Annotated in this window: 23 protein-coding genes; 16 read left to right on the top strand and 7 right to left on the bottom strand. The window is 40.2% G+C overall.

Annotated elements, in window-relative coordinates; genetic code table 11:
• Positions 1 to 29 precede the first annotated feature (29 nt).
• The 13 genes from OA84_RS00575 to ypfJ all read left to right on the top strand — a co-directional run bounded on the left by OA84_RS00575 (position 30) and on the right by ypfJ (position 14744).
• The gene (locus tag OA84_RS00575; protein ID WP_039340821.1) at positions 30 to 1409 is read left to right on the top strand and encodes a c-type cytochrome; all 1380 of its coding nucleotides are present in this window, start codon (positions 30 to 32) and stop codon (positions 1407 to 1409) included.
• Positions 1410 to 1430: 21 nt separating this feature from the next.
• A complete protein-coding gene (locus OA84_RS00570) occupies positions 1431 to 4526 on the top strand; it encodes a TAT-variant-translocated molybdopterin oxidoreductase (protein WP_039340818.1) in 3096 nt (1031 codons plus the stop codon).
• Positions 4527 to 4544: 18 nt separating this feature from the next.
• On the top strand, positions 4545 to 5945 hold the full coding sequence (nrfD, locus tag OA84_RS00565; protein ID WP_039340815.1) for an NrfD/PsrC family molybdoenzyme membrane anchor subunit: 1401 nt from the start codon (positions 4545 to 4547) through the stop codon (positions 5943 to 5945).
• Positions 5932 to 6453 (top strand): DUF3341 domain-containing protein, encoded by a 522-nt coding sequence (locus OA84_RS00560; protein WP_039340812.1) that lies wholly within the window; start codon positions 5932 to 5934, stop codon positions 6451 to 6453. The genes nrfD and OA84_RS00560 overlap by 14 nt, the downstream gene beginning before the upstream one ends.
• Positions 6446 to 7186, top strand: a complete 741-nt coding sequence (locus OA84_RS00555) for a c-type cytochrome (protein ID WP_039340809.1) — start codon at positions 6446 to 6448, stop codon at positions 7184 to 7186. The genes OA84_RS00560 and OA84_RS00555 overlap by 8 nt, the downstream gene beginning before the upstream one ends.
• A gap of 13 nt (positions 7187 to 7199) precedes the next feature.
• Positions 7200 to 8531, top strand: a complete 1332-nt coding sequence (locus OA84_RS00550; protein ID WP_039340806.1) for a hypothetical protein — start codon at positions 7200 to 7202, stop codon at positions 8529 to 8531.
• Between the two features lie 80 nt (positions 8532 to 8611).
• Complete coding sequence (locus tag OA84_RS00545) at positions 8612 to 9814, top strand: DUF6694 family lipoprotein (RefSeq protein WP_052252050.1); 1203 nt, start codon at positions 8612 to 8614, stop codon at positions 9812 to 9814.
• The gene (locus OA84_RS00540; protein WP_039340803.1) at positions 9814 to 10347 is read left to right on the top strand and encodes an adenine phosphoribosyltransferase; all 534 of its coding nucleotides are present in this window, start codon (positions 9814 to 9816) and stop codon (positions 10345 to 10347) included. The genes OA84_RS00545 and OA84_RS00540 overlap by 1 nt, the downstream gene beginning before the upstream one ends.
• A gap of 126 nt (positions 10348 to 10473) precedes the next feature.
• Complete coding sequence (locus OA84_RS00535) at positions 10474 to 11184, top strand: YfgM family protein (protein ID WP_039340800.1); 711 nt, start codon at positions 10474 to 10476, stop codon at positions 11182 to 11184.
• An 11-nt stretch (positions 11185 to 11195) separates the two neighbouring features.
• Positions 11196 to 11678: a 6,7-dimethyl-8-ribityllumazine synthase gene (ribH, locus tag OA84_RS00530; protein WP_039340797.1), complete on the top strand. Its 483-nt coding sequence runs from the start codon at positions 11196 to 11198 to the stop codon at positions 11676 to 11678.
• A 32-nt stretch (positions 11679 to 11710) separates the two neighbouring features.
• A complete protein-coding gene (locus OA84_RS00525; RefSeq protein ID WP_039340794.1) occupies positions 11711 to 12454 on the top strand; it encodes a glycosyltransferase in 744 nt (247 codons plus the stop codon).
• A complete protein-coding gene (locus tag OA84_RS00520) occupies positions 12432 to 13817 on the top strand; it encodes an ArnT family glycosyltransferase (RefSeq protein WP_039340791.1) in 1386 nt (461 codons plus the stop codon). Before OA84_RS00525 ends, OA84_RS00520 begins: the two co-directional genes overlap by 23 nt.
• Before the next feature lie 72 nt (positions 13818 to 13889).
• Entirely contained in the window at positions 13890 to 14744 is an 855-nt protein-coding gene (ypfJ, locus tag OA84_RS00515; RefSeq protein ID WP_039340788.1) for a KPN_02809 family neutral zinc metallopeptidase, read from the top strand.
• Between the two features lie 84 nt (positions 14745 to 14828).
• Here the strand turns inward: ypfJ and OA84_RS00510 are convergent, their stop codons facing one another.
• The 3 genes from OA84_RS00510 to OA84_RS00500 form a co-directional block, all read right to left on the bottom strand.
• Positions 14829 to 15086 carry a YtxH domain-containing protein gene (locus OA84_RS00510; protein WP_039340785.1) on the bottom strand — a complete coding sequence of 86 codons (258 nt, stop codon included), beginning with the start codon at positions 15084 to 15086 and terminating at the stop codon, positions 14829 to 14831.
• Between the two features lie 159 nt (positions 15087 to 15245).
• Positions 15246 to 16871: an L-glutamate gamma-semialdehyde dehydrogenase gene (gene pruA / locus OA84_RS00505; RefSeq protein WP_039340783.1), complete on the bottom strand. Its 1626-nt coding sequence runs from the start codon at positions 16869 to 16871 to the stop codon at positions 15246 to 15248.
• Between the two features lie 81 nt (positions 16872 to 16952).
• A complete protein-coding gene (locus tag OA84_RS00500) occupies positions 16953 to 17606 on the bottom strand; it encodes a metal-dependent transcriptional regulator (RefSeq protein WP_039340780.1) in 654 nt (217 codons plus the stop codon).
• A 266-nt stretch (positions 17607 to 17872) separates the two neighbouring features.
• Here OA84_RS00500 and OA84_RS00495 point away from each other — a divergent pair, with 266 nt between their 5' ends.
• Positions 17873 to 18904, top strand: coding sequence for a threonine aldolase family protein (locus tag OA84_RS00495; RefSeq protein WP_039340777.1), 1032 nt, complete (start codon positions 17873 to 17875; stop codon positions 18902 to 18904).
• A complete protein-coding gene (locus tag OA84_RS00490; RefSeq protein ID WP_039340774.1) occupies positions 18901 to 20244 on the top strand; it encodes a M20/M25/M40 family metallo-hydrolase in 1344 nt (447 codons plus the stop codon). The genes OA84_RS00495 and OA84_RS00490 overlap by 4 nt, the downstream gene beginning before the upstream one ends.
• A 61-nt stretch (positions 20245 to 20305) precedes the next feature.
• Here the strand turns inward: OA84_RS00490 and OA84_RS00485 are convergent, their stop codons facing one another.
• Both OA84_RS00485 and OA84_RS00480 read right to left on the bottom strand, forming a co-directional pair.
• The gene (locus OA84_RS00485) at positions 20306 to 21118 is read right to left on the bottom strand and encodes an enoyl-ACP reductase FabI (protein WP_039340771.1); all 813 of its coding nucleotides are present in this window, start codon (positions 21116 to 21118) and stop codon (positions 20306 to 20308) included.
• A gap of 103 nt (positions 21119 to 21221) precedes the next feature.
• Entirely contained in the window at positions 21222 to 21488 is a 267-nt protein-coding gene (locus OA84_RS00480; RefSeq protein ID WP_039340768.1) for a hypothetical protein, read from the bottom strand.
• A gap of 190 nt (positions 21489 to 21678) precedes the next feature.
• Here OA84_RS00480 and OA84_RS00475 point away from each other — a divergent pair, with 190 nt between their 5' ends.
• A complete protein-coding gene (locus OA84_RS00475) occupies positions 21679 to 22248 on the top strand; it encodes a DNA-3-methyladenine glycosylase I (protein WP_039340765.1) in 570 nt (189 codons plus the stop codon).
• 27 nt (positions 22249 to 22275) lie between these two features.
• Here OA84_RS00475 and OA84_RS00470 read toward each other — a convergent pair whose 3' ends face one another.
• Together OA84_RS00470 and OA84_RS00465 are read right to left on the bottom strand one after the other, a co-directional pair.
• Positions 22276 to 23130 carry a nucleoside phosphorylase gene (locus OA84_RS00470; protein ID WP_039340762.1) on the bottom strand — a complete coding sequence of 285 codons (855 nt, stop codon included), beginning with the start codon at positions 23128 to 23130 and terminating at the stop codon, positions 22276 to 22278.
• Between the two features lie 163 nt (positions 23131 to 23293).
• A complete protein-coding gene (locus OA84_RS00465) occupies positions 23294 to 23617 on the bottom strand; it encodes a translation initiation factor (protein WP_039340759.1) in 324 nt (107 codons plus the stop codon).
• Positions 23618 to 23680: the final 63 nt, after the last annotated feature.

Raw genomic sequence — 23680 nt, 5'->3', positions numbered from 1 at the left:
ATATAATTTACTAACCCAAGATTTTATAAATGATTAGTTGGAGAAAGCATTACAAAAGAGGTCTTATTGCAATAGGTCTATTGCTGTCGACCAGTGCTTCTATTTACGCTCAGGGAGATGCAAAAAACGGTGAAAAGCTTTTCAAAGCGCAATGTACCGCGTGTCACGCTTTAGACAAGCAACTTGTAGGTCCTGCTTTAGGTGGCGTAGTAGAGAGACTCAAAACGGAGCAAAATTTAGATACCGATTGGCTTCATAAGTGGATTAAAGATAACAAATCTTTACGAGAATCGGGCGATAAATATGCCATTGAAGTCTATGAAAAATTCAACAAAGTTGAGATGACGCCGTTTCCTAATCTTAGTGATCAGGAAATCGATGACATCTTAGAATACACCACAAATCCTCCTGCTGCAGAGCCAGCTGCTGATGCTACCGCTGCCGGTGCGCCGGGTGCTCCTGCCGGGATGGATGCCGTAACCGCTCTTGAGATTTCCAAAAGAGAATCCATGAACTCTAAAGTGATTTTGATTTCGCTTTTAGCTATTGGTGCTCTTTTGCTTTGGTTGTTGCTAAAACTGCGACAGCTGGTAAAACTTCAGCAAGACGATGATCTGGTAGGTGTAAATGCTAATAAAGCGGTTTCTTTCGGGGAGCTTTACAGAAAATACCATTACGTTGGAAAAGGACTTGTAGTTCTTTTGGGAATTTTTGCCGCCTACGGAATTTGGAACAGCTTAATGTGGATCGGAGTATACAAAGGTTATAAACCGGATCAGCCCATTTATTTCTCGCACAAAATTCACGCCGGTGAAAACAAAATTGACTGTCAGCTTTGTCACTCTTCCGCTAAATATGGTAAAGTTTCGGAAATTCCATCAATGAACGTGTGTATGAACTGTCACCGAAATATTGCTGAATACAACGGTAAATATATGGAGCCAGGAAAAGATAAAGCTTTCTATGACGGTGAAATTCAGAAAATTTATGCGGCTACCGGTTGGGATCCAGCATCACAACAATACACCGGAAAAACGCAGCCTGTTGAATGGACGAGAATTCACAATATGCCGGATTTCGTTTACTTTAATCACGCACAGCACGTAGTTGCCGGCGAAACCGCAATTATCAACGGATTTAACCAAAAAAATCCTGATGCTAAAATTGATGTGGTTTGTAAAGCATGTCACGGACAGGTTGATACAATGAACGTGGTACAGATGGCAAACGACTTCACCATGGGTTGGTGTATCGAATGTCACCGAACTACCGAAGTGGATATGAAAAATGGTTATAATCAGGAATATTTCAAAAATCTACATGAGAAGCTGAAAAAACAGTATGGCTCGGGTGCGAAAGTTACCGTAGATGCAATTGGTGGTCTTGAGTGTGGTAAATGTCATTATTAATAACAAAAATTAGAAGTATCAATGGCTTCAAATAAAATACAATTCAGAAGTATTCAAGAATTGAAAGATCCTACGCTGAACGGGAAACTGGCTCAGAAGGAATTTCAGACAGAAATCCCGGTGGACGAGGTATTAGGTTCGTCGCGGTCTTCGGACTCGGGGACTTCACGTAGAGATTTCCTTAAGCTTTTAGGATTTTCTACAGCAGCTGTAACTTTAGCAGCTTGTGAGGCGCCGGTTATTAAAACAATTCCGTATGTGGTAAAACCGCACGAAATTATTCCGGGTATCCCAAATTATTATGCAAGTACTTATTTTGACGGATTTGATTTTGCTAGTGTTTTAGTAAAAACCAGAGAGGGGCGTCCAATTAAAATTGAACCGAATCCTTTAGCTGGAGATTTAGGTAAAACCCGCGCAAGAACTCAGGCGTCCGTCCTTACTTTATACGATAACGAAAAAGTAAAACAGCCAAAACTTAACGGTAAAGACGAAACTTTCGATAAAGTAGATGATTTCGTTCTTAAAGGTCTTACGGATGCCCAGGGATTTGGTAAAAAAATAGTTGTTTTATCGCATTCTTTCCCTTCACCGACATTTAAAAAATTGTTTGGTGAATTCAAAGCAAAATATCCTACCGCAGAACTGGTAACTTATGATGCTTTACCATACAGCGCAGCATTGGATGCAGCTCAGGAAGTATTCGGTCAGCGTGCTTTACCGGTTTACGATCTTTCAAAAACTCAGCTGGTAGTTTCTTTCCAGGCAGATTTCTTAGGAGATTTTAACGGTGGAAATTTAGATACTTCTTACGCAGCGGCAAGAAAACCAGGAGCGAACATGTTGAGACACATCCAGGTGGAGTCCAACATGACTTTGACCGGCGCTAATGCTGATACAAGAATACGCTTGAAACCAAGTGCAGTAAATAAAGTTTTAGTTGAAGTTTACAACGGTTTGAACGGTGGAGCAATCAGCAAAGAAGCTGGTGAAATTGTAAAAGAACTACAGGCTAAAGGCAGCAACGCTGTTGTGTTTGCCGACGGTTCTAAAGCGGCTCATGTTTTAGCTAACTTAATTAACCAAAAATTAGGTTCTACCGCTTTCACCGGAAAAGCAAGTTTCTTAAAAGAATTTGACGGTGCACGATACAAAGAGTTTTTATCTTGGTTAAATGCAGGTCAGGTTGGTGTTTTAATCGCGAACAATGTAAACCCGATTTATTCCAACATTCAGGGCGAAAATTTCAGAAAATCTCTGGAAAAAGTTCCTTATGTAATCGCGGTTACCGATAAGAAAAATGAAATGTATAAAGCAGCGAAAGCTGTAATACCGGTGGCAAACTGGTTAGAGTCTTGGGGAGATTTAGCGCCTCAGACGGGAATTTATACATTGATGCAGCCTACCATTCAGAAAATTTTTAAATCACGACAGATTGAAGAATCCCTTTTGGTGTGGATGAATGGTAAGGGCAATGAAGCAAACAACTACTATGATTATTTAAAGGTGAACGCTCAAACTTTATTGGGTTCTACAACCTTTAATAAAGCGTTATATAACGGTATTATTGCTGGTGGAAACACCGCGTCATTAAGCTATTCCGGTGGAAATACACAACAGGCAATCACTGAATTGGGAGGTTTTAAAGCTTCTGATTTAGAATTGGTGCTATATACCAAAACTGCTGTAGGTGACGGTACACAAGCCAACAACCCATGGTTGCAGGAATTACCGGACCCAATCACCAGAATGACTTGGGACAACTATTTAACAGTTTCTCCAAAAGATGCGGCGAGATTAGGAATCGATAACGATCTTAACGGCAGAATGCAGCTGAACGGCTCTTTAGTAAATCTTACCGCAAACGGCGTAACCTTGAAAAATGTGCCGGTTTATATTCAGCCAGGCCAGGCAGACGGTTCTATGGGACTTGCTTTAGGCTATGGTAAAAAGAATTCCGGAAAAGTTGCTGAAACAGGGGTAAATGCTTATCCGATTTTCGATGGAAGCAATTTGGTTATTTCTAACGTAAAAATTGAAAAAACCGGCGATCTGCATGAATTTGCAGGCATGCAGCTTCAAAATACATTAATGGGTCGTTACGAAATTGCAAGAGAAGTTTCTTTGGATACTTTCTTAAATGTAAAATTCGATGACGAAAAATTAGGTTGGAACAAACCTTTGGAATATCATACCATCGGAGGTGCTTTACCGGCAGGTAAAATTGACCTTTGGGATGCTTTCGATGATACCGACGGGCCACACTTTAATTTGTCAGTTGACCTTAACTCATGTATCGGATGTGGCGCCTGCGTTGTAGCTTGTCAGGCAGAAAACAACGTTCCGGTTGTTGGTAAAGATGAAGTAAGAATGTCCCGTGATATGTTCTGGTTAAGAATTGACCGTTACTATACTACAGATATTCCTGCTGATGTTGATACCAACAAAGACAGTAAACTTTCTCAGGAAGAAGCAATTACCGCGGACCTTAATGTTCCGGGAATGTATGGTCACTTCATGGATAAAGAAAGTGGAATACTTAATCACCCGGCAGAAAATCCGGATGTGATCTTCCAGCCGGTGATGTGCCAGCACTGTAACCACGCACCATGTGAAACGGTTTGTCCGGTAGCTGCTACTTCTCACGGTAAGCAAGGTCAGAACCAGATGGCTTACAACAGATGTATCGGTACAAGATACTGTGCGAACAACTGCCCTTATAAAGTTAGACGTTTCAATTGGTTTACTTATAACCTTAATGATAAATTCGACTTCAATCAAAACAATGATTTAGGCAGAATGGTTCTTAACCCTGATGTTGTTGTAAGAACAAGAGGGGTAATGGAAAAATGTTCAATGTGTATTCAAAAAACACAGAACGTAATTCTTGAAGCTAAAAAAGAAGGCAGAACTGTAAAAGATGGTGAGTTCTCTACTGCCTGTTCAAACGCCTGTCCGACTGGTGCCTATACATTTGGTGATATGAATGATAAGAACTCTGAAGTTCGCAAATTATTCAGCACCAACAGGAAGTATACTTTGCTGGAAGAAATTGGGACTAAACCCAATGTATTCTACCACACCAAAGTGAGAAATAGAAAAGAAAATAATGTTTAAATAATAAATAGGTAAAAAATGTCAGGACATTACGAAGCTCCGATAAGGGAACCTTTAATTATTGGTCACAAGACTTATCACGATATCTCAGAAGATATCGCCAGACCTATAGAAGAAAGAGCAGGGAAGTTATGGTGGGTTTCTTTTTGGATCGCATTAGCCCTTTTCGTCTACGGATTTGGTTGTATTGCGTACACCATCGGTACCGGTATTGGTGCTTGGGGCCTTAACCGAACCAATAACTGGGGCTGGGATATTACCAACTTTGTATGGTGGGTAGGTATCGGTCACGCAGGAACACTTATTTCTGCTGTACTTTTATTATTTAGACAAAGATGGAGAATGTCTGTAAACCGTTCTGCGGAAGCGATGACGATTTTCGCGGTAGTTCAGGCAGCGATCTTCCCGGTAATTCACATGGGTAGAGTTTGGGTAGGATATTGGGTTTTCCCTTTACCAAACCAATTCGGTTCACTTTGGACCAACTTTAACTCGCCACTACTTTGGGACGTATTTGCAATTTCTACTTATTTCTCCGTATCCACAGTTTTCTGGTTTATGGGGTTGATTCCGGATTTTGCGATGATCAGAGACCGTGCAAAAACTCCGTGGACCAAAAGAATTTATACCTTCCTGTCCTTCGGATGGGGTGGAAAAGCAAAACACTGGCAGCGTTTCGAAGAATTATCTTTGGTATTGGCAGGATTGGCAACTCCACTTGTATTCTCGGTACACACCACGGTATCCTTTGACTTTGCTACGTCCGTAATTAAAGGTTGGCACTCCACCATTTATCCGCCATATTTCGTTGCGGGAGCAATTTTCTCAGGCTTCGCAATGGTACAGACGCTTCTATTAGTAGCTAGAAAAGTAGCACACTTAGAAGATTATATTACCATGTATCATATCGAGATTATGAACATTGTAATTATAGTAACAGGTGGTATGGTAACTGTAGCTTATGCTACTGAATATTTTATCGCATGGTATTCCGGATCAAGATATGAGGATTTCACCTACCTTTCACCAGGGGCGGCAACCGGACCTTACTGGTGGGCGTTCTGGGCATTGATCATCTGTAACTTGGTAATTCCAGCTTTATTCTGGTTCAAGAAAATCAGAACAAACATTTTCGCGACATTTATTATCGCTTTGGTAATCAATATTGGGATGTGGTTTGAAAGATTTGACATTATCGTCATCAATATTTCCAGAGATTATTTACCGAGTTCCTGGACCATGTTTAAACCTTCAATTATTGATGTCGGCGTCTATTTAGGAACAATTGGTTTCTTCGGAGTTTTATTCTTGTTGTACGCCAGAACCTTCCCGGTAATCGCACAGGCAGAATTGAAGACCATCTTGAAGATATCAGGTGAAACTTATAAAGCTAAAGAAGAAGAAGATGAGCACCACTAAAAGAATATACGGCATGTATGCCGACGACGATGATTTATTGGAAGGTGTAAAAGCTTTCAACGATAAAGGTATCGCGATTGCAGAAGTCTACACACCATTCCCTGTACACGGGCTGGATAAGGCTTTAGGTTTAAGAAAAACAAGAATCTCTGATGCTGCATTTCTTTACGCAGTATACGGTTTAACAATTGGTACTTTGGTTACCTGGTATACCATGAACCATGACTGGCCAATGAATATTGGTGGAAAACCTTCATTTACCTGGGGAGAAAATATGCCGGCGTTTGTGGTTCCAATGTTTGAATTAATGGTTTTCTGTGCAGCACACATGATGTCTCTTACCTTTTTGTTCAGAAACAAAATGTATCCGGGATGTCCACCACAAAACCCGGATCCACGTACAACCGATGATAAGTTTATGATGGAATTTGTTACAGATAACGTAGATGCAGTAAAACAGATTTTGATTGATACCGGGGTTGAAGAAATAACTGTAAAAGATGCTTAAGATGACAAAGAATATAATTAAAGTTACAGCAATCTTAGGATTCGCCGCAATTAGCTTAAGTTCTTGCAGCGACGCAAATCCGCCTTTGGTTTATTTTCCGGACATGTATTTTCCTGTTGCCTATGATCCTTTGATGAAGGCTGAAGATGCTTATTCAGATCATGACAACCAGATTCCTGCTTTTGTAAAAAATAACGGAGGTACTGGCCTTGGTTCTGTAAACGGAACCGTAGCGCAAAACGAAGAAGGTATTGCCGATCAGGCTGCTAACAAAGCAATGACTCCAGATGAATACAATGCGGGTTACGACGAGTCCAAAATGCTAACAACTTCACCGTTAGATGCTGCAAACCAAGAAAAAGACATCAAAAGGGGCAAAATTTTATACGATCAAACCTGTGCTGCTTGTCACGGCGTAGCTGGTGACGGTCAGGGACCAATCGTAGAAAGTGGTGCGTATCTGGGTGTTCCGAAATATGCAGACCGGGAACTTACCGTAGGTTCTGTGCACTATGTCTTAACAAATGGTAGAAATGCCATGGGATCATATGCGGGTCAGCTGAAACCTGGTGACCGTTGGAGAGTTTCCCTTTACGTGATGAATGCCTTCAAAGGTGGTACAAGTGCCACGCCTGCAACTGCTTCTGCCGCGCCTTCTGCCGGTGCTGCAACACCTGCTGCGGGCGACACTGCAACACCAGCGTCAACATCTAGTACGAGTCCTAAAAAATAAAAAGAGTAATAAAATGTATAGTTTTTCACCGAAATTAAGATTATATTCAATCATATTCATCATTGTGGGATTGGTGCTTTTTGGCGCAGGTTATTTTATGAACCATGCTGCAGATGATGCACAAATTGAACATATGATGGAAGCTGTTCATGCTGGCGGTAATCATGCACCTTCTAACTCCAGCGAGCTAGTAGGACCGCAGGATCATGCAGCGCATTTGGAGCATGCTAAACTTCAGTTCCACAACCAACCTTTAGCAGCAATCCATACGGTAGCAGTTTTCCTTTTTGCGTTAAGCTGTTGTGCCTTGTTTTTCTATGCGATTCAAACGGCTTCACATGCAGGTTGGTCCATAATCATCTTACGGGTGATGGAGGCTATTGCTTCATTTATTCCATGGGCGGGTGCAATCATCGTGATCATCATGTTGCTGAATGTTTTCCATTTAGGACATCTTTTCCACTGGATGGACCCAGAATTGACAGAAAAAGGCAATGCTCATTTTGATCCTATTTTATTTGAAAAGAAAACGTTTTTAAATATTCCTTTCTATGCCGTAAGAACATTGATTTATGTAATTGGTGCTTCATTCTTCGCCTGGAAACTTAAAGGTCTATCCAAAAAAGTGGATGAAACCAAAAGCAGGACGACCTACGCAACTTACTACAACTGGAATGTTGGTTATATCGCTTTTTTCGGATTCGCTTCCGCAGCGTGGGCTTGGGATTGGTTAATGTCTATTGATCCGCACTGGTATTCTACAATGTATATCTGGTATGCGATGGTAAGTACATTAGCTTCCTCAATTGCAGCGATTTTATTGATCAGTGTTTATTTAAAGAAAAAGGGCTTTTTACCTCAATTTAATGATAATCACTTACATGATCTAGGAGTTTTCCTGTTTGCTTCAACCATGTTATGGACGTATACCTGGTTTGCACAGTTTATGCTGTATTGGTACGCCAATATTCCGGAAGAAGTAAACTATTTCTATGGTAGATTCGAATATTATGGTTGGGCATTCTGGTTGATTTTAGTTCTAAACTTTGCAATTCCTTTATCAGTAATGGTAAGTTCCAGTATCAAGAGAAACTATACCGTAATGACTACGATGGCGATCATCATTATCTGCGGGCACTGGTTAGTGTATTACAATATGGTAATGCCGGGCTCCGTAGGTCCATACTGGGAAAATATCACAGGATTGTTAACTAATCTTGGTGCAGTGCTATTCGGCTTTGGATTATTCGTTTTCGCAGTGATGACCGCATTGTCTAAACGCAAATTAATTCCGGAAGGAAATCCATTCGTTCACGAATCAAAAATTTACGAATATCCGTTCTAAGCGTATATTCATATCAAATACAATCCCGGCCTTTGTCGGGATTTTTTTATAAATTTGTTTCAAACCCAACTCCGATGAGAATGAACTTTTTAACCGATATTTCGCCAAAGGCAATTTTAAAAAAAAGCCGCTTTTTGCTCCTAATTTTTGTTTTTGCCGCGCTTGCAAGCTGTAAGAAAACCACCGTTGATGCAACCAATACGAAGACATTGCAGTCCAGCATCAATGATATGGCATCCAGTTTAACCACGTTGCAGCAGGTAAAGTTTAGCGAAGCTCTATACATTATTAAAACTTTCGGTGTGGAAGCGGAAGGTTCTTATAATGAGTTGAAAGGCTTAGGAAATCTAATAAATGGCAAGAAAGTGCCGGAAATTTTCGCTTTAGCGGATAAAGTCGCAAAAAGCAACGGTATCGACTGGACCAGCACCGGACCACCGTCTTTAGGTGAAATGAACATTTTCGGGAACGAACTCGCTAAAGAGTCCGATCCGAATGAAGTTTCTGCAAACTCTTTAAGCATTTCCATAAATCCGCTCGGTAATGATGAAATTTTAGGTCCGCAATCTTTGCAAATTGTCCCAAGACTGTTAGACAATAAAGGAAATAAGGTTGATTTTACCGGCGCAGCGCTGGAAGTTGTTATGCAGGTTTACAGTGGTGGCGCGCAGGTTTTGCAGGCTAAAAATTTAATGCAGGACAATAATTTTAAAGGTTTTACCTTAAGATACTCCTCGTTACCTTCCCAAAAAATCATCAATAACCAAATTGACATCACCGTAACGGTCAAAACCACGGAAAAGACGTTTAAAATGACTAAGGTCGGTATTGATGTCAATCCGAAAGCCTTACGTATGCCGCCCGGCGATCCCGCGCTAAATCCAGCAAATCCGGATGCACAGTTACCAACCGATTCCATTAGATTTAATGACGATACACCTGTTGACAAAGCTGTAATTCCCGCAGGAGATCCAAAAGCTACGGTTTCACGTTTCCTCAACAATCTTTCCGCTCAAAATTTAAAAGGCGCTTATGCCACAGCCGATAATCCGGCGTGGGGTTCTTACGATCAGTTTTCCAATCCAACTTCCGGTTTTGGTGGAGTTAAAGGTGTGAACGTAAAAAATATAGCAACCACTTCGGTGAATCCAAATGCTGCAAGCGTAAACGCCACGTACGACATCACCGACAAAGACGGAAAAACAACAGCTATCCAGGTGACTTTCGGACTTAAAAATACAAATGGAGAATGGAAGATTTCCAGCTATAAAATCAATCAATAATGAATCAGCAGTTAGTAGAAGATTTAGAAAAAACCATCGAAAATATCCCGAATTTTCCAAAAGAGGGAATTCAGTTCAAAGATATTACGCCCATTTTCCTGAATCCGCAGCTTTACAAAGATGTCATCAAAGATCTTTCGGCCTTCAGCCGTGATAAAATTGATGTGGTCTGCGGAATCGAAAGTCGCGGCTATTTATTCGGAATTGCTATTGCGGTTGCTTTAGACGTTCCGTTCATTTTAATCCGAAAAAAAGGCAAATTACCACCGCCTTTCGTCGGACAAAAATACGATCTGGAATACGGCTCTGCCGAAATCGAAATGCGCACCGGCCAGCTTCAACCGGGCCAACGCGTTTTAATTCACGATGACTTATTAGCAACCGGCGGCACTACAGAAGCGGCAGCGCTATTGATAGAAAAACAGGGTGGTGTGGTTTCGCAGTTCAGCTTTTTAATCGCTTTAAAAGATTTGGCTGGCGAAGAACGGTTGAAAAAATTCAACGCGGAAGTTCACCAGATTCTGAGTTATTAAAAAATGAAAAAAATAGTGTGTTTAGCAGGTAAAATTTCGCGGCGGAATGGCGGCTTCTTTTTTAGAAACTTAATTTTGTATATCGCTCAAAAACAGTTAAATTTGCACTTCAATTTTTATTAAATTATGGCAAAACAGAGACCTCACATCAACAAAAACGATATGGAAGGTAAGGAAACGGTAGAAGTTTTCAAAGATTTAGACCGCGGTGCTTTAGATACCGAAAGATTTCTGGAAAAAAATGCAAAACTTCTGACCATCATTTTTGGTGCTTTAGTGGTCGCTGTATTGGGCTTTTTTGCGTACAAACAGTTTTACGTGCAGCCGCGCAATGAAGAAGCAACTTTAAGCTATTTGTCTGCACAGAAAAATCTTGCTGAAGGTAAAACCGATTTGGCGTTAGGTGGAAAAAGCGCTGCAAACCCAGGATATTTAGGAACTTTCAAAGATTATTCAGATACTGAAGTTGGTAAACTTTCTGCTTATAATGCAGGATTAATTAAATTCAAAGAAGGTAAATATCAGGAAGCTTACGATTTGTTAGACAATTTTTCCAGCGACAGCAAAGTTTTAACTGCTTTGAAATATGGCGCAATGGCCGACAGCCAGTCTAATTTAAATAAAAACGAAGATGCGTTATCACTTTTAGATAAAGCAATTTCTGCAAGCGACGATCCGTACACCAAATATTATTTCACCAGAAAAGCCGGAACTTTAGCTCTTGCAATGAAGAAAAATGCGGAAGCAAAAAAATATTTTTCTACAATTGAGGAAAAATATGAAGATTACGATAACGGGATGTCTGACGCGTACATCGAAATGGTAAAATATTTCTAAAAAAATATAAAATGGCAACTGTAAATCTTTCAGATTATCAACCATTAAAAATCAGCGATGCCAGTTCTTTTAGAATTGGCATTGTTGTTTCCGAATGGAATAATTTTGTAACCGACAACCTGCGCGACGGTGCGCTGGAAACACTCCTAAAAGAAGGGGTAAAAGAAGACCATATTAAAATTTTCAACGTCCCGGGTGCTTTTGAGCTTAATTACGCAACAATGCAGTTATGTAAAACCGGCTATTTCGATGCGCTAATTGCTATTGGTTGTGTCATCCGTGGCGAAACACCACATTTCGATTATGTGTGTTCCGCCGTGGCTCAGGGAATTAAAGACTGCAATATTCTGACGGATGTTCCGGCAATTTTTTGCCTTTTAACTGATGATACCAAAGAGCAGTCGATTGCCAGAAGCGGTGGCGCGCTCGGAAATAAAGGCATTGAAGCTGCCGTTACAGCAATGCAGATGGTTGCTTTTAAACGTGATTTGTAAAGTCCGGCTAGGTAGAATTAAATTTGTTTAGAGTGAAAAAAGCAGTCGTCATTCCTTGCTATAATGAATCTTCGCGGCTGCCGGTCGACGGATATTCTGCGTTTTTAAAGGGGTATAATGACTGTAAAATAATCTTCGTGAATGATGGTTCTACCGATGATACTTTAAGCATTCTTCAGCGACTACAACTAAATTTTCCGGAAAACGTTCAAATTATCGACCTGCCCGAAAACGGAGGTAAAGCTGCTGCGGTGCGGGCCGGAATGTTGGCTAGTAGTGATGCTGGCTTCGAAAAGCTTGGCTATCTCGACGCTGATCTTGCCACGTCACTTGAAGAATGGCTTGCAATTTCTAACAAGATTTCGGATGAAATTGTCTTTGCTTTTGGCTCCCGAATTTCTAAAATCGACAACTTCATTTCACGAAAAAAATACCGTCACTATTCCGGGCGGGTGATCGCTACTTTTATTTCCGAAGCTTTGGGAATTGCGGTTTATGACACGCAGTGTGGGTGCAAAGTTTTCCGTGCAGACATGGTGAGGGCGCTTTTTGAAGATAAATTTATCTCGAAATGGCTCTTTGATGTCGAGATTTTTTTCCGGCTGAAAAATATCCTTGGCGGACCGAAAATGTCGCAGTTCTGCCGTGAAATTCCACTCGAACGTTGGCAGGACGTTGCAGAATCCAAAGTTAAATTCACTTACTTCTTTAAGCTTTGGATCGATCTTTTTTTAATCGCTAAAAAATACCGAAATGCAGAAAACAGCATTTTATAATTCAACCAAATTCTACAAGATCGCGCTTGTTTGCTTAATTGTTACGCGTTTAATTTTAAATGCGCTGATTCCGCTAATGGACCAAACGGAAGCCCGCTATGCGGAAATTGCCAGACTGATGGCCGAAACCGGCAACTGGGTTACACCGCAGATTGACTATAATACACCGTTTTGGGCGAAACCTCCACTTTCTACATGGCTTTCCGCTTTATCAATTAAAGTTTTTGGAGTTAATGAATTCGCCGTGCGTTTTCCTGCTTTTGCAATTTCTATGTTGCTGATATTGCTGTTAAAACCGTTCGCCAAACGCGCAAACCTTCCGTTGGTTCTTCCTGCTTTTATTCTCTTTACGCTGCCGGAATTTCTATTACATGTTGGAGTAGTTTCCACAGATATGACTCTGTTACTCTCTATTACGCTGATGATGGTTTCTTTTTGGGAAACCATGAACGGTGGAAAGCGATATTGGGGATATCTTTTCTTTATGGGAATAGGGCTCGGATTTTTAGCAAAAGGGCCTATTATTTTGCTGTTGACAGGTCCGCCGCTATTCGCGTGGACGGTTTGGTTTAAATCATTTCGAAAACTTTTAGCTTTTCCGTGGTTTATCGGTGTGCTGCTTGTCATCGCCGTGGCGCTGCCGTGGTATTATCTTGCTGAAAAAACAACACCGGGATTTCTGGAGTACTTTTTTGTTGGTGAGCATTACAAACGGTTTTTCGATGCTTCCTGGAAGGGTGATAAATATGGTTTTCCGAAAATCCAGCCTTTTGGTATTATCTGGGTTTTTCTGTTTTCACTGGCACTGCCCTGGATTATTTTTATCGCAAATAAGGCTGTCAAACAACCAAAATTAATTCTTCAAGACCGTTGGCTTTTATTTCTAGCGCTGTGGGTTTTGTGGACTCCGCTGTTTTTCACCTCATCGAAAAGTCTCATCCACACTTATATTTTGCCGTGCTGTGTTCCGCTTGCGCTGTTTGTGGCAACTTATTGGGACAGCATTAAACACAAAAAAGCGTACGTCTGGTCCGCACTTGTTGTTCCGATACTTTCGGTTCTTATTATCCTGCTTTATTTTGTTCCCGGAGTTTTTGAAAACAATACAAATACTGATAAGTACATTTTAAAGGATTATAAAGGTGAAAAACTCTTCTACCTCGGAGAGAAAACGTATTCAAGCCAGTTTTACAGCAAAGGTCGCGTTAAAACTGTTCCGGTTGAAAAGTTAGACAGCCTGAAAAGCGCCGACAAAAACTTCCTTTTACTGGTCCGTAAACGAAATATGGAATCAGTGCAAAATTCTCCGGAACTGATAAAGCTGGATGAAAGTCGGAAAAGTATTTTGTTTAAAGTAAAATAGTTTGCGGCGGCGTCCTCTTAATTGATAACTAGGTATATTTTTTGTTAATGTAAAAAATAAAAATAAACTATTATGAAATGGACAAATGATAGAAGTGGGAATGTAGATGACAGACGAGGCTCCGGCGGGGGCGGCATGCTTGTCGGTGGTGGTTTGGGAACCTTAATTATCGCAGCAATCATATTTTTTCTGGGTGGTGATCCGTCCGCTATTTTATCTTCGGGGACTGGCAGTGCTGGTCCGGCAACCGAACAGCGCGACTTAACGTCTGAAGAACTTAAAGTTCGCGATTTTGTCGAAATGGTGACCGCTGAAAACGAGCAGACCTGGTCTAAAATTTTCCAAGAAAACGGCATGCAGTACGAAGCCGCGAAAGTGGTGATGTTTGAAGATGTAACACAATCCGGTTGTGGCACAGCGCAGGCTGCAATGGGCCCATTTTACTGTCCGGCCGACCAAACTGTATATATGGATATGAGTTTCTTCAAAGAACTGGAGCAGCGTTTTGGTGCTCAAGTAACCGAGTTTTCAATAGCTTACGTAATGGCGCATGAAATCGGGCATCATGTGCAGACGCTTTTAGGAACCACCCAAAAAGTAAACCAGTTGCGAAACAGCGGTAGGTATTCTCAAACTGACATGAACCGCGTTTCTGTGGCAACAGAGTTACAGGCGGATTTTTATGCCGGAGTTTGGGCAAAACAAACCGATAACCGGGAAAATATTCTAGAACCTGGTGATATTGAGTCTGCAATTTCTGCAGCCGAAGCCGTTGGTGATGATAATATTCAGAAACGTTCGCAAGGTTATGTGAACCAGGAAGGTTTTACACACGGAAGTTCTGCACAGCGTAAAGAATGGTTTATGAAAGGTTATAACACGGGAGACATTCGTCAGGGAGATACTTTCAACGCTTTATTAAATTAGAAAAAAATGCTCCTATAGCACCGAAAAAAACCACCGAACGAAATGTTCGGTGGTTTTTAAATATATGAATGTAAATTGCGCTTTTTAATAGCCTTGATTCATGCCGGTCTCTGGACTAGTGGCATTGGTACTGGTAGTTTCGCTAACTTTATCTTTAACCTGTGAAGTCAGATCTGAAGCTTTTGACTTGATGTCGTTCCCCCACTGGTTGAAATTATCTTTAGCGGTGTTTACTTTGTCCTTCACCATTTGCTTTTCTTCCGGACTGGAATTTTTATATTTCCACCATGCAACTGCACCTAATCCTAATAATGCTAACAAGCCGTTTGTCTTGGTTCCCATAACTTTAATTTTTAATTATTTAATGAATAAAATTTTAAATTGATAGCATCTAATATGTAAATTTTGTGCCAATTCACTTTCTGCAATGCTAAAATTTTGTTAATATCTATAATTAAAAATTCCGCCCTAAAAGAGCGGAATTTTTTAATTTAAAATTATTTAACCTAAATAAGGATATTTATAATCTTTTGCAGAAACGAAAGTTTCTTTAATACTTCGAACGGAAACCCAACGCAGCAAATTCATTTTTGAACCTGCTTTATCATTGGTTCCGGAAGCACGCGCGCCACCAAACGGCTGCTGACCAACAACCGCACCGGTTGGCTTGTCGTTGATGTAGAAGTTTCCGGCAGCATTTTCAAGCGCTTTATAAGCTTCAGCAATCGCGTAACGGTCCTGCGCAAATACAGCTCCGGTCAATGAATATGGTGAAGTTTCATCAACCAGCTTCAAAGTTTTGCTCCATGCTGTATCTTCGTAAACGTAAACTGAAAGGATAGGACCAAAAATTTCCTCACAAACCGACTCATATTTTGGGTTTTTGGTTTCAATAACTGTTGGTTCTACAAACCAGCCTTTGCTGTCGTCACATTTTCCACCGATGATTACTTCAGCATCGCTGGAATTTTCAGCTCTTTCGATATAACCTTTACATTTTTTGAAAGAATTTTCGTCGATAACTGCATTCACAAAATTGGACGGATCTTCAGGACTTCCCATTTTAATGGTTTTCATTTGTTTTTCCATCACCGCTTTTACATCTGCCCACAAAGATTGTGGAATATACGCACGGGAAGCTGCTGAACATTTCTGACCTTGATATTCGAAAGCACCACGCACCAAAGCTGTTGCCACAGCATCAACATTTGCAGACGGATGAACCATAACGAAATCTTTTCCGCCAGTTTCACCCACGATTCGCGGGTAGGTTTTGTACTGGTGAATATTGTCGCCGATGGTTTTCCACATGCTTTGAAAAACTTTGGTAGAACCTGTGAAGTGCAATCCTGCAAAATCCGGATGTGCCAAAACTTTCTCTGCAGTTTCTTTCCCATCGGTGAAAATCATATTGATAACACCATCCGGTAAACCAGCTTCGGATAAAATATCCATAATGACTTTTGCGGAGTAAATCTGCTTGTCTGAAGGTTTCCATACCACCACATTTCCCATCAACGCCATACAAGTTGGTAAGTTCCCGGAAATTGCTGTAAAGTTAAACGGAGTTACCGCAAAACAAAATCCTTCCAGAGGTCTGTATTCCGATCTGTTCCAGATTCCGTTATCCGAAATTGGCTGTTCGCTGTAAAGATCGGTCATGAACTCTACATTGAATCTTAAAAAGTCAATAAATTCACAAGCTGCATCAATTTCTGCCTGATGCACATTTTTACTTTGTCCGATCATTGTAGCTGCATTCAAACGATCGCGGTACGGACCAGCAATTAAATCTGCAGCTTTTAAGAATATTGCAGCACGTTGTTCCCAACCTAAGTTATTCCATTTTTCTTTTGCGGCTAATGCAGCGTTGATGGCGTCATCAACATGCTGCATGGTTCCTTTGTGGTACACACCTAAATTATGTTGGTGATCCTGTGGTGAAGTAATCACGACTTCATCGCCGGTTGTAACCTCTTTACCATCAATCACCATCGGGATATTCATTTTTTCTTTCCACATTTCTTTGTAGGTGGCAATCAGTGATTTTACCTCATCAGATCCTGGTTCATAGCTTCTTACGGGCTCGTTTATAGCTAAAGGAACTTGGGAAATTGCTTTTGACATATTTTAAATATTTTTATTGATAAATTTTGAATGTTACAAAGTTACGGGATTTAAAGCGATGGTCAAAATTGAAAAAAAGGCTCAAACCTTGACCAAAATTTTGTCGCACACCATTTTACTCAACACGATTTTGCTTTCATCGTCTTTTGCAATCGTCATCGATTCGTCGTATTTTTCGATGTCTAAAACCGTGAGAATTTTTCCGAGTTCGAGTTCTTTGCTGTTCAGATAATTTAAGAAATCATCATCAGAAACAGTTACTGCGCTGAAAGTTACGGTGTCGCCTTTTTTGGATTCGCTCAGTTTTTTCAGGTCTAAAGAGATTATATTTCCATCTTTGTTTGGTATTGGTTCGCCGTGCGGATCAAATTTCGGGAACTGCAGCAGCTCGTCCATTTTATCAAAAAACATTTCAGAATGTACGTGTTCCAGCTGTTCCGCGATTTCGTGTACGTTTTCCCAACCGAAATTCATTTTTTCAACCAAAAACATTTCGGTAAGTCGGTGTTTTCTGACGATTAAAGCGGCTTCTTTTTTTCCAAGAGCGGTGATGATGAGCGGCTTATACGTTTCATAAATTACCCAGTCTTTCTGCGCAAATTTTTTCATCATGTTATTCACGCTTGGCATTTTCACATTCAAAAACTTGCTTAATTCATTTACAGTGACCGAATTATCGTCTTTTCGTAGGTGAAAAATAGCTTTAAGGTAATTTTCCTCAGTAAGTGAAATCATATGTTAGACAATGTTTTGTACAAAACTAACATTTTTAAAATGAACGAAAGCGCGCAAAAATTTTGCGCGCTTTCTCTTCAAATACATAAAATGAAATAAAAAATCTTCCTTCAAATAAAACAGCGCTTATAAAAAGAATGATATGAAAAGGTTAAAGGTTGGTTAGCTGTAATAGCTTATCAAAGGTGAGATTTTAATTAAAAAAAATAACGCGTGATTTAACCCGATTTTTTAGTTTTTTAGACCCATTTGTGTAAATTTGATTAATGAAGTATTCATTTAAAAACGATTATGCCGAAGGTGCGCATCCGCAAATTCTGGAAGCTTTGATCAAAACCAATCTGAATCAGCAAAACGGTTATGGTTTGGACGATTTTTCCAGCGAAGCGAAAGAAATGATCAAACAGAAAATTGGTAACCCAAAAGCCACTGTTGACTTTGTTTCCGGCGGAACACAGGCGAATTTAATTGCGATTTCAGCGTTTTTACGCCCGCACGAAAGCGTGGTTTCCGCTTCTACTGGCCATATTTTCACCAATGAAAGTGGCGCTATTGAAGCGACCGGGCACAAAGTGCATTCTGTTGAAACTTCGAACGGAAAAATTTACCCCGAGGACATCCAAAAAATCATCGATGTCCACCAAAATAAACCGCATCAACTCAAGCAAAAACTGGTTTATATCTCCAATTCCACGGAGCTGGGAACCATTTATTCCAAACAGGAATTGGTAAATTTATACCAGTATTGCCAGGAAAAAAATCTGTATTTATTTGTAGATGGCGCGCGTTTAGGACATGCTTTAACTGCGGAAACCAATGATTTAAAACTCGAAGATTTCGGAAAATATACCGACGCTTTTTATTTGGGTGGAACTAAAAACGGCGCTTTGATCGGTGAAGCAATTATCATTAATAATGAAAATCTACAGGAAGAATTTGGTTTTCATTTAAAGCAAAAAGGCGCTTTGCTGGCTAAAGGAAGGTTGCTCGGCGTTCAGTTTCAGGAATTGTTCCGTGATGATTTGTATTTTGATCTTGCTAGACACGCGAATCAGCAGGCGATGAAAATAAAGGAAACATTTAAAGATTTCGGATATAATTTCCTTTCGGAAACTTTTACCAATCAGATTTTCCCGGTTTTACCAAATACACAAATCGAAAAATTATCCGAAAATTTCGACTTTTACGTCTGGAAAAAAATCGATGATGAAAATTCCGCAGTTCGTATCATCACTTCCTGGTCCACGCCGGATGAAATCGTGGAAAAATTTATTAATGAAATAAAAAAATTGCAATGAAAAAGACCCTTTTTTTTATAAGCCTTTTGGCAATCACCGGGCTAAATGCGCAAAAAACGCCAAAAGACCCGGAAATTTCTGCTTACGTCGATGCAGTAAGTAAAGACTCATTACGCGCTAATATTGAAAAACTCGTGAGTTTCGGCACACGCCACACACTGAGTTCAACCACCGACAAAACCCAGGGAATTGGCGCGGCGAGAAACTGGGTTCTATCCAAGTTTAAAAACTACGCGAAAAATTCTGGCGGCAGAATGGAGGTTTTTTTGCAAAATCAAGATTTCCAACCGGATGGAAAGCGCGTTAACAAAGCTATTAATTTAGGAAATGCAGTAGCATTTTTAAAAGGAACCGATCCTTCAGATAACAGAATTATCATTATTTCCGGGCATTTGGATTCCCGCGTTTCTGATGTGCTGAATTCTACAAGCACCGCGCCGGGCGCCAACGACGACGGAAGTGGTGTTGCAGCGGTAATTGAAAGTGCACGTGTTTTAAGCAAATCAAAATTCCCGAGTTCCATACTTTTTGTCGCGGTGAGTGGGGAAGAACAGGGACTGCTAGGCGCGCAAATGTTAGCCGACAAAGCAAAAGCTGAAAACTGGAATATTCAGGCGGTTTTAAATAACGACATGATTGGCAACAACAGTTTCGACGCGAAAAAGAATGAAGGTACACCAAAACTACGCGTTTTCAGTGAAGGTTTATCGGCTTTCGAAACTGAAAAAAATGCCGCCAGAACCCGGAATTTAGGTTTGGAAAACGACGGAAATGCGAGACAGCTCGCCAGATATGTTAAAGAAATTGGTGAAAAATATGTAAAAAACATCGACATTAAACTGATTTACCGAAACGACCGTTTTCTTCGCGGCGGCGACCACACGCCATTTGTAAACCACGGTTTCACCGGAGTCCGGTTGACTGATTATTACGAGAATTACGATCATCAGCACCAGGATTTGCGTAAAGAAGACGGAATTAAATACGGAGATTTAATTGAGTTTATGGACTTTGATTATTTGAAAACAAACACCGCCGTAAATGTCGCGGTAATGGCGAATTTAGCAAAATCTACACCTCCGCCGGTAAATGTTTTGATGGATGTAAAAGACCTGTCCAACTCAACCAAACTTACCTGGGAAAAACCCGCGACCGGCACGGTGAAAGGTTATAATGTTTTATACCGCGAAACTTCAAACCCAGTCTGGACTGATAAAAATTTCACCACCGAAACCACTTATATGGTTCCGCTTTCGAAAGATAATTTCATTTTTGCGGTTCAAAGTGTTTCCAGTTCAGGAAATGAAAGTTTACCGGTCATTCCAAAAATATCCCGCTAAAAGCACAAAAAAATCCGTTCTGCAAAACTGCGAAACGGATTTTATTTTTAAATAATTGATTTTATTCTAAATCTTCGAATTTATCCACGATTTTTTGCGAAACTCCGGTTTTGCTGAAACCTCCGTCATGGAAAAGATTTTGCATGGTTACCTTTCTGGTTAAATCTGAGAAAAGACTTACGCAGTAATTTGCACAGTCAAGTGCGTCGGCATTTCCAAGTGGCGACATATCATTAGCGAAATTAAAAAATCCGCTGATCCCTTTTACGCCGGCGCCAGCTTTAGTCATAACCGGTGACTGGGAAATGGTATTCACACGAACTTTTCGGTCGCCCCAATAGTAGCCGAAACTTCTGGCGATACTTTCAAGGTAAGATTTATTGTCGGCCATATCGCCATAATTTGGGAAAACACGTTGTGCTGCGATGTAAGTTAACGCGACAATTGAGCCCCATTCATTCATAATATTTCGGTCCCACGCCGCTTTCATCACTTTGTGGAAGGAAACTGAGGAAACATCCCAGCCTTTTTCCAGAAAATCATAGTTAAGATCAGTATAAGATTTTCCTTTTCTGATATTAACAGACATTCCGATGGAATGTAAAATAAAGTCGATTTTGCCGTATTTTTCTTCCGCGTGCGCAAAGAGTTTGTCCAAATCTTCCACAGAAGTTGCGTCCGCGGCAATAACATCAGAACCGGTTTTTTTAGCCAATTCATCAATTTCGCCCATTCGCATTGCGATTGGCGCGTTTGATAATATGAACTCTGCACCTTCTTCATGACATCTTTCTGCAACTTTCCAGGCGATGGATTGGTCGTTTAAGGCTCCGAAAATAATCCCTTTCTTCCCTTTTAATAATCCGTATGACATACTCTTAATTTTATTTAGGACAAATTTAAAAATTTTTATTGTTTAACGCATAAAAAAAGAGAACCGCCGTGTAGCGGTTCTCTTCCTTAATATGATCCGAAAATTAGTTAGTTGATTTTCTTACTTCAGATTTTGCATCTTCAGTCCAATCTTTAGTTTGTTCCCAAGCATCAGATACTGCGTCTTTGGTATCATCCCAGGCATCAGCAATATTTTCTTTTGCTCTTTCCATCCAGCCATCACGGGTTGGTTCTGCGTTTCTGTTTCTTTCTTCGCGGATGTAGTCTTTAGCTCTGTCCGCATAACTGTTTGCAGTCCATTGTGCATTATCTACTGCATTTTCTGCTTTGTTATAATCTTGTCTGTCCATAATGATAATTTTTTATGTTAATAATTAATGATGAAAATTTAATTTGATATGCATGTAATTGCAATTACTATTCCTAATTATCCTAATGTTTTGTTAAAAATTTACTAATTTAATATTAAAGCTTTTGAAGATTTGATATTTAATTTTACAATAACCATTTTTAAAATATTTTCGTAGGTAAATAAATTCAATGGAAATTATAAGATGCGGGTGGAGCGAAAAAGATGATTTGTACCGGAAATACCACGACGAAGAATGGGGAAAACCGGTTTTCGATGATGATACCATTTTCGAATTTCTGGTGCTGGAAAGTTTTCAGGCGGGTTTATCGTGGTACACGATTTTGAAAAAACGTCCCAATTTTCGCGAAGCATTAGATAGTTTTAATTACAAAAAAATTGCCGTTTACCCGGTAGAAAAAGTAGAAGAGCTGATGCAGAACGCCGGCATCATCCGAAACCGGCTGAAAATTTTAGCAACCATTAACAATGCGCAGCGATTCCAGGAAATTCAGGGTGAATTTGGCACTTTTTCTCAATATATTTGGAGCTTTGTCGGTGGAAAACCCATTATTAATTCTCCGAAAACCTTAAAAGATGTTCCCGCTACCACCCAAATTTCCGATGCTTTAGCAAAAGATTTAAAGAAAAGAGGGTTTAAATTTCTCGGTTCTACCGTGGTTTACGCGCATATGCAGGCAACAGGAATGGTAGACGATCATTTGGTGGATTGTCACTGCAAAAAAAATGCGGCTAAATAGCCGCTTTTTTCTAAAATTCTGAAATCCTTATTTAATGATGCGCTCCAGCACCCATTCAATCATATTTCTTTCGGAAGCTGCGTGATCCGCAGAAAATTCACCGCGTCGGCGGTTTGCAATTACAGAGTTTACGGTAATCGCTTTATGACCCAGCAATTTCGAAAGTCCGTAAATCGCGGAAGTTTCCATTTCGAAATTTGTCACACCTAAATCATTCAGCGTTTCTAAAAACTGGTCATCAAGCGCTTTTAGACGCAATTGTCGGCCTTGCGGTGCATAAAAACCCGGAAAAGTTGCCGTATTTCCGTGGTATTTTGCGTCTTTATAATAATCACCGATTTCCTTCGACCAATCCGAAAAATACAGCATCGGCTTGATTTTCTCGTACGGGAATTTTTCCATGAAATTGCGCGAAAACTCATTTTCAAACTCGTAATCCTGGTAAAAATGCATTAAACCGTCCAGACCGACTACATTTTCCGTCACCAGCATATTATCCACTTCAACGTCCGGGTTTACGCTGCCGCAGGTTCCCATCCGGAAAAGTTCCAGTGTGGTATGTTCACTTTTGAATTCCTTGTTTTTAAGGTCGATGTTCACCAGCGCATCCAGCTCGTTCATCACAATATCGATATTTTCCGTTCCAATTCCCGTGGACATCACCGTGATTCTTTCACCACGCAAAGTTCCGGTGTGCGTATAAAATTCTCTTTTATTTTTCTTGATTTCGATTTTATCAAAATATTTCGAAACTTTCGGCACCCGATCCGGATCGCCCACCAGCATTATTTTTCCTGCAATATCTTCCGGCAGCAAATTCAGGTGATACACACTTCCGTCGTCATTCAGCACCAGTTCCGATGCAGCTAATTTATTCAGCATAATTTTCCTATTTTTTTATTTTTTTTGGCAGACTTTTCCGCCTTCCGTTCCCGCTATTTTTTTTCCTTTGCTTTCCTTCGAAAAAAAAATGAACTTCACTCAAGTCGGGCTGCAGATTTTACCTGCTATTTCGGCCTTTTTTTTAGTTTTCTATTTGGTAATCTTAACCGCCAACGCGTTTTGTTTTATAACCCATTTCCTTTAAAATTATCATGATTTTATCGCGGTTATCACCCTGTATAATTATAGTTCCATCTTTTTCCGAACCGCCGATACCCAAAGTGGTTTTTATTTTCTTCGAAATTTTTTTCAGCTCTTCGTCGCTACCTTCAAAACCTTCCACCAAAGTCACCGGTTTTCCATGCCGTCCTTTTTTCTCGAATTTGCATACAAGCGGTTCCTTCTGCACAAATTTTTCCAACGGCATTTCAACATCCTGCTCGTCGTGGTCAGGGAAAATATTCTTCAGTTGATCTCTTAAATCCATCACACAAAATTAAGGAAATTTAGTTTTCACAGCCTGTTTTACGATAATGAAATTTTTGGCCCT

It is taken from the genome of Kaistella solincola, assembly GCF_000812875.1.
Taxonomy (GTDB): Bacteria; Bacteroidota; Bacteroidia; order Flavobacteriales; family Weeksellaceae; genus Kaistella; species Kaistella solincola.
The sequence above is the reverse complement of the archived record's forward strand: the minus strand, read 5'-3'. Positions and strand labels throughout refer to the sequence as shown.